At 45.3% G+C, this 12,701-nt stretch carries 12 protein-coding genes and 1 pseudogene; 7 read left to right on the top strand and 6 right to left on the bottom strand.

From position 1 onward, the window contains the following. Nucleotides 1–335: 335 nt before the first annotated feature. Together Q0991_RS21645 and crtH are read right to left on the bottom strand one after the other, a co-directional pair. Nucleotides 336–794 (bottom strand): hypothetical protein, encoded by a 459-nt coding sequence (locus Q0991_RS21645; protein WP_299492482.1) that lies wholly within the window; start codon nt 792–794, stop codon nt 336–338. Between the two features lie 85 nt (nt 795–879). Next, the gene (gene crtH / locus Q0991_RS21650) at nt 880–2,412 is read right to left on the bottom strand and encodes a carotenoid isomerase (protein ID WP_299492484.1); all 1,533 of its coding nucleotides are present in this window, start codon (nt 2,410–2,412) and stop codon (nt 880–882) included. Between the two features lie 309 nt (nt 2,413–2,721). Between crtH and upp the strand changes: the two genes are divergently transcribed. Both upp and Q0991_RS21660 read left to right on the top strand, forming a co-directional pair. Beyond that, a complete protein-coding gene (gene upp / locus Q0991_RS21655) occupies nt 2,722–3,372 on the top strand; it encodes a uracil phosphoribosyltransferase (protein ID WP_299492486.1) in 651 nt (216 codons plus the stop codon). Between the two features lie 168 nt (nt 3,373–3,540). Next, a complete protein-coding gene (locus Q0991_RS21660) occupies nt 3,541–3,825 on the top strand; it encodes a YggT family protein (RefSeq protein ID WP_299492488.1) in 285 nt (94 codons plus the stop codon). A gap of 92 nt (nt 3,826–3,917) precedes the next feature. Here the strand turns inward: Q0991_RS21660 and Q0991_RS21665 are convergent, their stop codons facing one another. Further along, nucleotides 3,918–4,379 carry a hypothetical protein gene (locus Q0991_RS21665; protein WP_299492490.1) on the bottom strand — a complete coding sequence of 154 codons (462 nt, stop codon included), beginning with the start codon at nt 4,377–4,379 and terminating at the stop codon, nt 3,918–3,920. 360 nt (nt 4,380–4,739) lie between these two features. Then, nucleotides 4,740–5,009, bottom strand: coding sequence for a hypothetical protein (locus Q0991_RS21670; RefSeq protein WP_299492491.1), 270 nt, complete (start codon nt 5,007–5,009; stop codon nt 4,740–4,742). Nucleotides 5,010–5,859: 850 nt separating this feature from the next. Here Q0991_RS21670 and Q0991_RS21675 point away from each other — a divergent pair. The 5 genes from Q0991_RS21675 (at nt 5,860) to Q0991_RS21695 (ending at nt 10,442) form a co-directional block, all read left to right on the top strand. Beyond that, nucleotides 5,860–6,471 (top strand): cupin, encoded by a 612-nt coding sequence (locus Q0991_RS21675; RefSeq protein WP_299492493.1) that lies wholly within the window; start codon nt 5,860–5,862, stop codon nt 6,469–6,471. Nucleotides 6,472–6,483: 12 nt separating this feature from the next. Continuing rightward, on the top strand, nt 6,484–8,001 hold the full coding sequence (locus Q0991_RS21680; RefSeq protein ID WP_366525035.1) for a HAMP domain-containing sensor histidine kinase: 1,518 nt from the start codon (nt 6,484–6,486) through the stop codon (nt 7,999–8,001). Next, nucleotides 7,998–8,672 carry a response regulator transcription factor gene (locus Q0991_RS21685; protein ID WP_010478060.1) on the top strand — a complete coding sequence of 225 codons (675 nt, stop codon included), beginning with the start codon at nt 7,998–8,000 and terminating at the stop codon, nt 8,670–8,672. Before Q0991_RS21680 ends, Q0991_RS21685 begins: the two co-directional genes overlap by 4 nt. A 157-nt stretch (nt 8,673–8,829) precedes the next feature. Next, nucleotides 8,830–9,345 (top strand): DUF937 domain-containing protein, encoded by a 516-nt coding sequence (locus tag Q0991_RS21690; RefSeq protein WP_299492498.1) that lies wholly within the window; start codon nt 8,830–8,832, stop codon nt 9,343–9,345. Between the two features lie 32 nt (nt 9,346–9,377). After that, a complete protein-coding gene (locus tag Q0991_RS21695) occupies nt 9,378–10,442 on the top strand; it encodes an ABC transporter ATP-binding protein (RefSeq protein WP_299492500.1) in 1,065 nt (354 codons plus the stop codon). A gap of 167 nt (nt 10,443–10,609) precedes the next feature. Here the strand turns inward: Q0991_RS21695 and Q0991_RS21700 are convergent, their stop codons facing one another. Together Q0991_RS21700 and Q0991_RS21705 are read right to left on the bottom strand one after the other, a co-directional pair. Beyond that, nucleotides 10,610–11,626, bottom strand: coding sequence for a lipase family protein (locus Q0991_RS21700; RefSeq protein ID WP_299492502.1), 1,017 nt, complete (start codon nt 11,624–11,626; stop codon nt 10,610–10,612). A 689-nt stretch (nt 11,627–12,315) separates the two neighbouring features. Next, a pseudogene (locus tag Q0991_RS21705) lies at nt 12,316–12,701 on the bottom strand (transposase); the annotation flags it as partial.

The raw sequence follows: 12,701 nt of genomic DNA on the forward strand, positions 1-12,701 counted from the left end.
GTCTTTGCAGACACTAGGACCTGAACCTAGCGCGTCTACCAATTCCGCCAGTTCCGCTGGCTGTGCATTAACTGCGATTCACTATCATTCAACACATTACGGCAATCCGTCAACTCTAATACACTAAAACGGGTAAATCGGATAGGGCTATATCTTCAAGTTCACAAAAACCCGACGGGTATAAACAAACGCTGACAAGGCAACAGCAGTTAAGTCCTACCCCAGAAAGTGCTATTCCCCATAGAATAAGGACCAGGTATAGAGATGGGATTAAAAGGCATGCCTAGCTACTCTTCCAAGGTCCGGGTAAGGGGCAGACTATCAATCCTATCCAGCTATGGAGAGCTTGAATTAAGAGCGTTTTGCATAATATCAACCCCTTCAGCCACTGGAATTGTAAAAATGCCACCTTCTCCTTTGTCAAAAGCCCTTTTCCAGGTTGCATATCCTTTTTGAAAGTCTGGCAGGGATTCTGCTTCAGATTCGACAGCGATCACAGAATTGGCAAGAGCGTTTTCTGCATAGGGCATATGGCTAATCACAGTGGTGACACCACCAGAAGCCTGCTGATTTTGAATCGCCACACCTCGAACATGAATATGGACAATCTTGCCTGCTTGGTCATGATCATCAATCTTGAGAATTACAACTCTTGAAGCCTCTTCTCCCGGTCGGGTTTTGTAGGTCCAAACTTGCTTAGGTTGAAATTGTGACATTTGGGTCTTTTTAAGCAGTGGTTCAGCAGCACATCCAATCAACAGTGTCATTGCCAACAGCATTGACTTCACTTGCATAGCGCTTTTATCTTCTCGCATCTGTAGAGAATTCAAAATCCCAAAAAAGTGGTCTTTTGAGACATTTTGAGCATACCGTACGAGATTATAGCTTCAAGTCTGCTGCCACTCGATGAGCACAAGCAAATCCTGAAAAAGCGACTGCATTTAAGCCCTGACCTGGAAACGTGCTATCTCCCACGCAATATAAGCCAGGGATGGATGTGCGATTAAAGGGCATGCCGACTAAACCCCAGAGTTGGCGGCTAGGGATAGGGCCATAGGTACCGTCCTGACGACCGAGGAAGCGGCGGTGGGTGCGAGGCGTGCCCACTTCTATATGGTGAATATGCTGGCCCAAGTTGGGGATAATTTGTTGCAATCGGCTAATGAGTTGCTGAGCCGCCTCTTGTTTTTGAGCGTTGTATTGGGTTTGCGATCGCACCTGCCAATCCTTAACCCAGCTCGGCGTAAAGGCATGGACAATATGATGTCCCGGTGGGGCTAAAGAGGCATCCAACAGTGTGGGGATGGACACAAACACCGTTGCTCCAGGCTCAGCCATCTTATCCCAGTCGCTCAACAAAATATGATGGCAATCTAAGTTTTTAGGGAGTGCCTCTGCCTTTACCCCCAAATGCAAACTCAGAAAACTAGGAGACTTGGTATAGCGTTGTCGCCATTTGGCTTCTGCTGGCGGAACTTCATCTAATAAAGTTCCAAAGGTATCCCAGCGAGTGGCGTTAGAAATAATCCGCTGGCTGCGATAGGTTTCTCCCGTGGCCAGCTGAACTCCGACGGCTGTTCCCTGCTCCAAGACAATGTTATTGACCCGAGACCGATAGCGAATCTGGCTCCCAGCGGCCTCTAATCCTTCCACTAGCTTGAGGGCAATTTGACCCACCCCACCCCTGGGATAGTTCACTCCGCCATAATGGCGATCGGAGAACACCATACCAGCATTGATCATGGGTGTTTGGGCGGCTGGTACCACCGACCAGCAATAGCACTCCATATCAATAAACTTGAGAAGAATAGGGTCTTTGATATATCGCCGAGCATAGTCCCCGACATTGCGGGGTAAATACTGCAATAGCCGAAAACAACTGCCCGGATGCTGCCAAAAAGACCGGGCTAAATAGCCCAATTCTTCTAGAGACAGCAACTCCATACTGTTAAGGCTATTAAAGATTTGCCAGCAGGTGTCGTAAAACTGGCGAATGCCATGCCGCTCATGGGGGAAAAGGGAAATCAGTTCTTGCAAAAACTTCTCATAGTCTCTATGCACCTTGAGTTCCAAACCCTGGGGGAGGTGGTAGTGAATCTGGACGGGATCTGGAACGGTTTCGAGCTGTTGATCGACGGCTGCTAAGGCTCGTGTTAATAGGTTGGTCGTGCCCCGATCACTAAACCCAAAAATCATGGAGGCCCCAACATCAAACCGATAGCCATTGCGCTCAAAGTAACCGGCACTCCCCCCTGGAATAAGGTAACGTTCCAAAACCAACACGTTTGCTCCTTTAGCTGCGAGTTGGGTAGCCGTTACCAACCCTCCGATACCTGAGCCAATGATGATGGCATCATACTCAGTTGCCTGATCAGGAAGGTTATGAGGTGAGGAGGGAAGAGATACAGGCATGGAAAAGTTTAGGGAATCGTTTCTACCATTATCCTGCCTGCGAAGAGACTTAATCTCTTGCGTCCTGTCACTATCAAACTAACCCTCAAAAAAAATGGAACCAAGCTGCGCTAACGCCTTGGCCCCACCTGCCGAATCCTCTGAGAGGAGAACACATAGATAACTATAGACTAGTTGAGATCTAATTGCAATAAATTCTCAATAATTTTCTAGAGCCTTGTGCTTCGCTACTATCAGAAAGGATTAAAAGTCGTATGATGGGTCAGGTTCAAGAAGAACTGCTTTGCTTCCATCCAGTTTCAGTAACTTATGGCGCTTCAACTTCGGGTCTATGTTCCCCCCCATCCTCTGATAAAGCATTGGTTGGCAGTGGCGCGCGATCGCAATACCCCAGGGGTGATGTTTCGCACCGCGATGACAGAGCTGGGGCGATGGCTCACCTACGAAGCCATGCGAGAGTGGTTTCCTTCTGTGGAGACAACGGTTGAGACACCCTTAGGTCCTGCTGCCGCTGCTGTGATTAATCCTGAGCTGCCAGTTGCAGTAGTACCTATTCTGAGAGCTGGACTAACTCTATTGGAGGGAGCACAAAGTGTTATCCCTAGAGCCGCTACCTACCATTTGGGGTTAGCTCGGGACGAAGAAACCCTCCAACCGCACTGTTATCTGAATAAACTACCTGACCAGTTTCAACCCCAGACTCGCATATTAATCACAGAGCCAATGCTTGCAACAGGTGGCTCGATCATGGCAACGATGAAGGAACTGACACAGCGCCAAGCCGATCCAGAATTCGTTCGCATTATCTCAGTTGTGGCAGCCCCTCCAGCTCTCAAACAATTGGGTGAAAACCACCCAAGTTTACAAATCTATACTGCTACGATCGATGAGGGTTTAAACGAGCAGGGTTTCATTGTTCCGGGGTTAGGAGATGCAGGCGATCGCGCCTTTGAGACCTAAAAAAGCTAAGAATATTGACCGTACTTGTCCTCGCTTGGTAGCTTCCATGCAAACAGTTATCAGGACAGATCGGCAATTTCGTAACCTAACCGTACAGCTGAGCTACAATCCATCCGCTAAACTTGAGGATATTGATCCACCTGTACGCTTAACTGCAGATATCTCATTATGGCAGCAACCGAAATTACAGCACTCATTGCTAGCAGTCTTGCTACATTTTTACAAATTTACTTTGCTCTATTGATTATTCGAGTCCTGCTAAGCTGGTTCCCAAATATCGATTGGAGTAGTGCGCCTTTCTCAATTTTGAGCCAGCTTGTTGATCCCTATCTCAATATCTTCCGATCCATTATTCCGCCTCTAGGAGGAATCGATTTTTCGCCAATCCTAGCGATTTTTCTCCTGCAGTTTTTACAGCAAGCCATATCAGGGTTAGTTCGTGTCCCTATTTAGAGAAGCAAGCGTTAGGGGCTTTCCATTTCATTCCTTCACGAAAGGACGTGCGAACCTCTCAAACAATTTGATCAACAAATGCTATCGACACGCTAACGCACCTTTGCAGCGAAACCACTCGCTTTGAACTGCTCCAATTTCAATGGTGTTTCTAAAGCATCGGGAACGCTAACTCTCAGCTCAAATTGACCTTCTCCAGGTTCAATCATCTCGATTGAACCTAATCTTCCTCGGTTTTCCATCGCTGGGTTGTTGTTGGCATCGAATATACGGCCAAAAACATCTGCATCCATCACAGGTTTCCCAGACTTATTGACTGTTGTTCCAGAAATAATAAAGCAGTTGGCCAACCGCATGATCGGCCCTCCGCTGGTAACTGTCCCCTTGCCAACCTCAGGGGAGCATTCAGCATAGGTCAGATCCTTCAGCTCAACTTGGGTAACAGCTAGAGCAGGTGGACTGATAAAACTACTCATGAATAATGCAAAGGCCAGACATAAGCAGGCAAATTTGGCACGAAAAGACATAGTGGTTGATTTCATCTGATTAATCATTGAAAACGGTTTTGCTAACGATCTGTCCCAGGTGCCTTTGCTTGGATCTCACATATGGCTGGCGATTGTTTGTGCTGGATCAAATTCTCAGCAAAACAGCAAATAGAACAGAGGTAGATACCATCATGATCTACCTCCAGCATTTTATCGTTATCTGTCGTTGTAGTTGAGTTCAGTCCCAACTCATACATAGGTGATAAATAGGAAAGTTACTTGACTTAGCCTGAGTTTGGGATCAGCGCAAACCTCAGTTCTTTGCCTATGCTGAAACCCGCAATTTTCCGCTGAAGGATTGATAACTATAGGCAACTGAACTGGGTCTACTGCTGAACCTGCTCAAGGATCTTCTGACTTAGTAGCTTAGGGATCCTCGGATTTAGCAGCACAAGGATCTTCGGATTTGGCCGCGCAGGGATCCTCGGATTTAGCCGCGCAGGGATCCTCGGATTTAGCAGCACAAGGATCTTCGGATTTGGCTGCGCAAGGATCGCCTGACTTAGCTGCGCAAGGATCGGTTGTTTCAGTGGTTTCGGTGCCGTTTTGGTCTTGAGGATTAGCGCAACCGATAACTAGGCCACCTACACTGAGCAGAGAAACAGCGGCAACCATTGCCATATATTTAACTTTCATTAAAACTCTCCATGACAGATTAATGTTGAGTGCAACTAAAATTGCCTAATTAATTGTTGCATTAAATGGAAATTTGACTAAGACGAGGAGCTTTGGGCAACGCTCCCTCAAAATTTAGGTATTCATTCTCGATTGAGACGGACCAATCTGAAATCTTCCTGAGAAGGAGATTGGGATTAGTTAAGAAAGTGTTTCATGTCTGATCTTTTGTAGGATTTGTGGACTGTTTAAGTTGTGATCCCATCCCTAACATTCGGTTCTCAGGAAAAACTTATTTTTGGGTCAGGGCGATATCATCTATACCCCCTTAAATGGTATCCAGAACTGTACTTGAGCATTCAGGATAGAAATAGGTCCATGCCATTCAAGCTCCTTCAATAGGAGAGTGTGCTGGCTTTTATTTCCACAACAGACTGTGAGCTCAAGGTCTCATCTAGTGTTTTAGCCTGCTGAGGTCGTTTAACTGACTCAAGTAGGGGGCATTTTGAAAAAGGCAACCTGAGTATTTCTAATTCGGAATGATGCAGGCAGATGATTGTAAGAAGGTGAATGGAATGCAACTTAGAAAAATTGCTGATTCGACATTAGACCTTTGACATTAAAGTCCGAAAAGTATGCGTTTGAAGCCACTCTTGGAGATATCCTCTATCCGTTCGATTGCTATTGATGGTGAGATGGTTTTAATCCAATGACTTTGCCTCAAATGGGAGGGAGTGACCTCTATCAAGGACAAACTCATGCCTTTGAGATTACGCTGGAGCCAGGATTCTCGGTTTTACGCTTTGCATAGAAGATCCTATCAAGCAATCCTGTTATTAATAGATTTGAATCCACTTTGTAGAACGTCAAGATGGTAGACCAAGACTGGTTCATAACGGATGATGGCCACGCACAAACTTGGTCTCATCAGTCTTTGCCACAGAAGAGAGCTCAAACCTATAGGCTGTATCGATTTCTTACCGAGGTCGAAGATATCCTAGCAGAGACAGATCAGGATCAAGAGCGACTACAGGCGATTCACCCTCTCGTGCGAGAATTGCTGACCGACTCGGCCTGGTTGCAGTACGAGGTTCAACCTCCTGATCCTAAACGAGGGTGGTCTGTGACCATGCTCTATGACGAACCCAATTTCCCACTAACGGTCCAAACGGTCGTCTGGGCACCAGGGCAAACGTCTCCCATACATAACCATGCGACTTGGGGGGTAGTGGCCTTAGTCAGTGGCCAAGAAAAAAATACGTTTTGGCAACGTACGCCATCCGATCATCATCCTCACAAAATTGAGGCGGTGGGAGAGGTGATTTTAAATCCTGGCGATACGATTAGCTTCATGCCTGAAGCAATTCACTGTGTTGAAGCTTTAGGTGATGAACCTACGATTACTTTTAATCTATACGGACTTACCAATTACCAGGCTCGGTATAACTTCGATCCCGTTGCCCATACCGCTAATTTGTTTTGAGGGATGGTTAGCGTGGGCGAGTTTCAAATTACACCTTCCATTCGTAAACTATGGCGACATGTTTCTCTACCGCTACGCCAGTCCGTTGATCCGAGATCACTCCAATTTCGGTTGACTGCTAGTATTGCTGGGTTAATTGCATTCGGACTAGTCAGTGTCGCCCTGTGGACTAGTTGGAAAATGCAACGAATTTTGATCTCTAGCCACAAGCAAAAAATTGTTGATATTGCTGAACGCATTGCCGATGATGTGGTGCTGTATCGACAAATGGATGATATGTTCACTGTTCAAGAGAGCGTTCAAAAAGCCATTGACAATCGCTCTGGACGCAATGTGTTGTTGTGGGTCAGCGATTCGCAAGGGAATGTGGTGGCGACATCAGCCAACCTGTCAGGTCCAACCTGGCAACGATTTAACAGCCCCAGTACGTTAGCTTCAGTCTTTCAAGATAGTATTGTGCCAACGGTCTATCATGTTCAGGACCGAGATTTTGTGGCCTGTCATAGTCCACTACTAGTCAGTAATCAACCATTGGGAACGCTATTTGTCGCTCAAGATATTACGGAAGATCAGCGCAAGTTTATCGCCAGTGTGCAGTCTTTAGCCCTCGCCAGTTCTGTTGCCATCGTTTTAATCACATTGGCACTAGCTTGGTATGTGCATTGGTCGTTACGACCGCTCTGTCACATGGGATTAATGACAAAAGCCATTTCGCCAGATGACCTGGGGGAGAAAAGAGTTGAGCTTCAGAATGCTCCAAGTGAAATCCAGGAACTGGCCAACACTTTTAATCTGATGCTGGATCGGTTATCTAAGGCTTGGCAAGAACAAAGGCATACGACGGAGCGGCAACGGCAGTTTGTCAGCAATGTATCCCATGAGCTGAGAACACCATTAACCATTGTGCGGGGCTATTTGCAAAGCATCCAACGTCGAGGCGATAACTTGACAGATATGCAGCGTGAAGCGCTTGAAATTTCATCTGCAGAGGCTGATCTAACGATTCGTCTATTACAAGATTTATTGAGTTTGGCTCGCGCTGATGATGGGTATATGCCTTATAACCTAGAAACACTCATTCTGAATGATGTGGCGACAGAAGTCGTTATGATGGCTGAGAAGTTCAATCATCGTCAGGTTTTATTAGAATCGGAGGCTCCCCTAATTCCAGTGTTTGCCGACGCGGATCGCTTACAACAGGTATTGGTAAATTTGGTGGATAATGCGATTAAATACTCTAATGCGACAGAACCAGTTACTTTGAAGCTAGAACAACGGCAGGAGTCTGCTTTGATTCATGTGTCTGATCGCGGTGATGGTATCCCGCTCCAGCAGCAATCCCGCATTTTTGAACGTTTTTATCGTCTGGATGAAGCCCGAGCCCGCTCTACGGGGGGCGTTGGCCTGGGCCTCTCCTTAGTCAAAACCTTCACCGAAGGCATGGGAGGGCAAGTTAGCGTCCTTTCTGAAGAAGGTGAAGGCAGTACATTCACCGTGATGTTACCGATCTCTCCTGAAGCAAAAATATGACAGCACATATTCTCCTGGTTGAAGATGAAACCAAACTGGCTCAATTTGTCGAGATGGAACTGACCCATGAAGGGTATCAGGTTACTGTTGCCAATGATGGGATTGGAGGATTAACGGCGGCTCGCGAGTCCCAACCGGATTTGATTCTCCTAGATTGGATGTTGCCAGGGTTCTCTGGCGTTGAAGTCTGTCGACGTCTGCGGGCTACAGGAGATAAAGTTCCCGTTATTTTGTTGACCGCCAAAGATGAAATTAGCGATCGCGTGGAAGGGCTGGATGCCGGGGCGGATGATTACATGGTGAAGCCTTTTAGCATTGAGGAGCTGTTAGCTCGGGTAAGGGCTCATCTGCGGCGAACCCAAGAAGAAGATCCCGATGTCCTAGAATTCTCCAATTTGACCCTTAACCAGCGCACCCGTGAGATTTTTCGAGGGGAACGGTCCATTGAGTTGACCGCTAAGGAGTTTGATTTGCTGGTGTATTTGATGATGCATCCCCGCCAGGTATTGACGCGCGATCGCATCCTGGAACAAGTCTGGGGCTATGACTTTATGGGTGACTCCAACATTATCGAAGTTTACATTCGCTACCTTCGCCTCAAACTGGAAGAGAATCAGGAAAAACGCTTGATCCAGACCGTCCGGGGCGTCGGCTACGTCATGAGAGAGTAAGCTGCGATTGCTCTAGTAAACGTAAAGTCCAATGAAGGGATAAGCCCTTAGCTTGATCCCATGATTGCTCACCCCTTAGGATGAGGCTCAGTTATCGATTATTTGGGCTGGAGTATGAAGCTGCAGTCCGATCCTCACCTGAAGCCAACCAAAACCTATGGGACTCTTTGATCAAATCGTTAGAGCTATTGATAACCCGGCCTTACAAGCCAATACTGGCCAATTGGGCGATATCCTGAGTACGGTCCAGCAGCTTAGCCAACAACAGGGAATGAACAATAGTTCAACAGATGCAGTGATGTCCTTGTTGGGCAATCATGTCCGCTCAGCCCTGAAATCACAGTCAGCGGACCAAGCCCAGTCTCTTGTCAACCAATATAGTGGCACTCAAGCGAATGGAGCGGCAGTCAATGCGTTATTTTCTCAAGGACAACAACAGCAAATTGCCCAAGAAATTGCTCAGCGGACTGGCTTAAATAGCGGTGTTATTCAGGGACTGTTGCCTGTCCTAGTTCCCATTGTGTTGAATTTGCTACATAGTGGTTCATCCCAAGCTATTTCGCAACAGGCCTCCAATCCTGTGTTAACTCAGTTTTTGGACAGTGATGGAGACGGCGATGTTGATGTTGCCGATGCCCTTCGCTTAGCCGGCAACTTCTTGGGCCAGCGTTAACCTTCTGCAAAACTTCATTCTCCCTCTGCCCTATGGCCAAACTTGAGATCAAACACCTCAATAAAACCTACAACCCCAAAGTTATTCCTGTTAAAGACCTCAGCCTCACTGTAGAAGATGGCGAGTTCTTGACGTTGCTTGGCCCCTCCGGCTGTGGCAAATCCACTACACTCCGCTTAATTGCGGGATTAGAACAACCCACCCGAGGGGAGGTCGTGATTGGGACTGATGTGGTCACCCATAAGAGTGCTGGGGACCGAGATATTGCCATGGTGTTTCAAAGCTATGCACTGTATCCCCATATGAATGTCTACGACAATATTGCCTCAGGATTAAAACTGCGAAAAATGCCCAGTGTTGACATTCAGCAACGGGTGGAGGAAGCCAGTCGAGTTCTGGATCTCAAAGATTTGATGCGTCGTAAACCTGGACAGCTTTCGGGGGGGCAACGACAACGGGTGGCTTTAGGGAGGGCTTTAGTTCGCAATCCTGCCGTTTTCCTGTTAGACGAACCCTTAAGTAATTTGGATGCGCTATTGCGAGAACAGGTGCGGGCAGAGTTAAAGCAGTTGTTCGAAAAGCAAAAGGCCCCGGTCGTCTATGTCACCCATGATCAGACGGAAGCGATGACGCTTTCCACCAAAGTGGCCGTGTTGTATCAAGGCGATTTACAGCAACTCGATCCACCCCAAGAAATTTATGCTCGTCCAGCCAATCAATTTGTTGCAGGATTTATTGGTAGTCCCCAAATGAATCTACTAACGCTCAGATGTGAGAATCAATCTGCCATTCTGGGCCATACTCGAATTCCATTGCCTAGCGATGTCGAAAATCCCCGTGAGATCGTATTGGGAATTCGGCCTGAACATACGCGACTGGCGACACCAGATGATACCCCCACGATCACAGGTCAAGTCTTCCTGGTGGAAAACTTAGGGATGAGCAACCTCTTGAGTATTAAGGTTCAAGGAGGGGAAGAGACGATACGGGCTTTGTTACCCACAGACCAAACCTGGACAGGCGACACCATTTCGGTGGCATTACCGACTCATCAGCTTCACTGGTTCGATGTTCAAACTCAGATGCGGTTGTCATAGGAATCCAGTCTTTCTCTTAACTGGAGCGCTAATTCAAGAGCATCAATACCGGAAAAGAGGATTTTCCTTAGAAAAGAGGAATATCGATGAGCGCCATTCGCTACATACAATCGTGGAGATGTAGACAGCACATCTCCACGATTTGAGGAAAGGCTAATTTGAAAAAACTAAACAGTGGAACGAGTTGAAAGTTGAGCTTTTAGCTTAGGAATGTATTCTTCATTAAGTCTATGGTCGTTGATTCCATCTGTACCACTTTTGCCAAAATCATGAAATCGACCGATAACTCGAGAAGATGTTTTTTGAAGCCAACTAAGTGCTTCTTCATTAATTACGTTTCCACTGCTATTGATAAATTTAAGTGTACCAACATGTTCGTAATTTATATTGGGAATTCTGGCAACGATATCGTTATTGTTAACTACCCTAAACGTCTTTGTTTTTAATTGAGGGTCAAACACTGCTTCGAAGTTTAGATCTCCAACACGGGGTTGTCCATAAGTGTAAACACCACTTACCTCTAAATGATTACTGTCTGATAATTTACAAGAGGCTGCAGCAAGGATAGCCATTGCCCCTCCTAAACTATGGCCTGTAATCCATAATGTACGCTTATTCCCCTGCATCTCTTTTCGAAGCCTGTCCTCCATTTTTACCTGTGTATCATCATCTTTGACATACCAAACATCAGTGAATGCTTTTAGAAAGCCTCTATGTACATGGCCACCTAGATACTCTTCTTTTTTGAATTTTGCGTTATTTTTCCAATCTTCAGGGTCTGTTTCACTTCCTCTAAAGGCAACAATAATACTGTCTGAATTAACAAGAATTATGGCTTCTGAGTCTTTTTTTTTGCCTACTTCTTCATATTCATTATGAAAGAAATAGACGTCATCATATCCCCAGTTTTTGGCTGTCTCTTGTACTGCAAGCTTTTCTGCTGGATCTTTATCGAACTTTCTATAAACCAATTGCGAAATAAGGGCTAATGAGTAAGAATTTTCAGCATTATAGTCGGTCGCTTTGGAGTTAAAATAAAACTTATCCGCTTTGTTTATTTTTATCGTCTCAATGGCACTACTGTCAGCCATAGCAACCAACTCTTCTGATGATTTCTGTAAAAAATAAAATGATCCTAAAAATGCGGTAGAGCCTAACAAGAAATCTCTTCTCTTTAAGAACATATCTTTTCCTTTTATATGGACATTAACAAATCGGGGGGATGCATCCTTATGTCATTTATATGGATGATTTATCTAAGCCTTTAGATTTGATCTTTGGGTGATTCCAAAGATCAAACCTGCAAATCTCATAAAGCAAGCAAAACCATAACAAAACTAAATATATCTAATATCAAAGCAAGTACTATAGATTCTTAACTTTTTATTTTAATAAATCATCTTAAAAATTAGTTCTTTATATCTAATGATTCAATTCATGATTAATATGAGTTCTTTGCGATTAAAGTTTTCTAGCTGATATCAGCTGTCTAGTGAAATAGGATTTATTTTTATCTTATATTTTTGTGATATAGAACAATTTAAAAGCCAAGTCATTTATTGCCAAATAGTTGGCATAAAGCATATTAGCTATCCATAGAATGCCTCTTCTTAATCCTGTATCTATCTATCAGGTCTAGCGATCAGAAGTTATGCTGTTTGATACAAATATTTATATTCAAACCAGCTTGTACTTCTAGATAAGCTATGGCTTTTCAGAATCTCAGATCACAGCTTATTCATCAAAGGCTAATTATCAAAAGAAACTAAAGAAAGATGATTCCTGTTGTCAAAATTTATTAAACTTATGGATGATTTTATATTTCGACTTCATCAAGGGTAAGCAGCAGTGAAGCGGCAACCCTGGTTGTGGGTTAATTACGCTGATTGTGGGCATATCCAATAGGTGGGAGAGAGCCAATCTTTAAGTAGGGTTTGCTGAAAAAGTAAATTGAGCAAATTCCTGGCATCAAATCGTACAAGTAACCCAGTTGTGACGGCCAGAGCCATATCCTTTCACTAGCCTTAGAAAAGCCCTAAAGAAGCTCTGACAGCTCCATAAAGCTCTCCAACCCCAATCAGTACACCCAAAAAAAACCATAAAAAGTGGCGGAGCCACCGCTCTAGATTCATCACCAAGAACGTGATAGCAATCGCACTGGCAGCCGTATCCGCTAACTTCGCCATCACCCGATTCAAGCCAAATCGTCGCTTGGCCTGCCCAAACTTGCCCTCAATTTGGCCCCTCACCTTTTCGTCC

It is taken from the genome of Acaryochloris sp. IP29b_bin.137 (genome assembly GCF_028285745.1).
In the GTDB taxonomy this organism is placed as follows: Bacteria; Cyanobacteriota; Cyanobacteriia; order Thermosynechococcales; family Thermosynechococcaceae; genus Acaryochloris.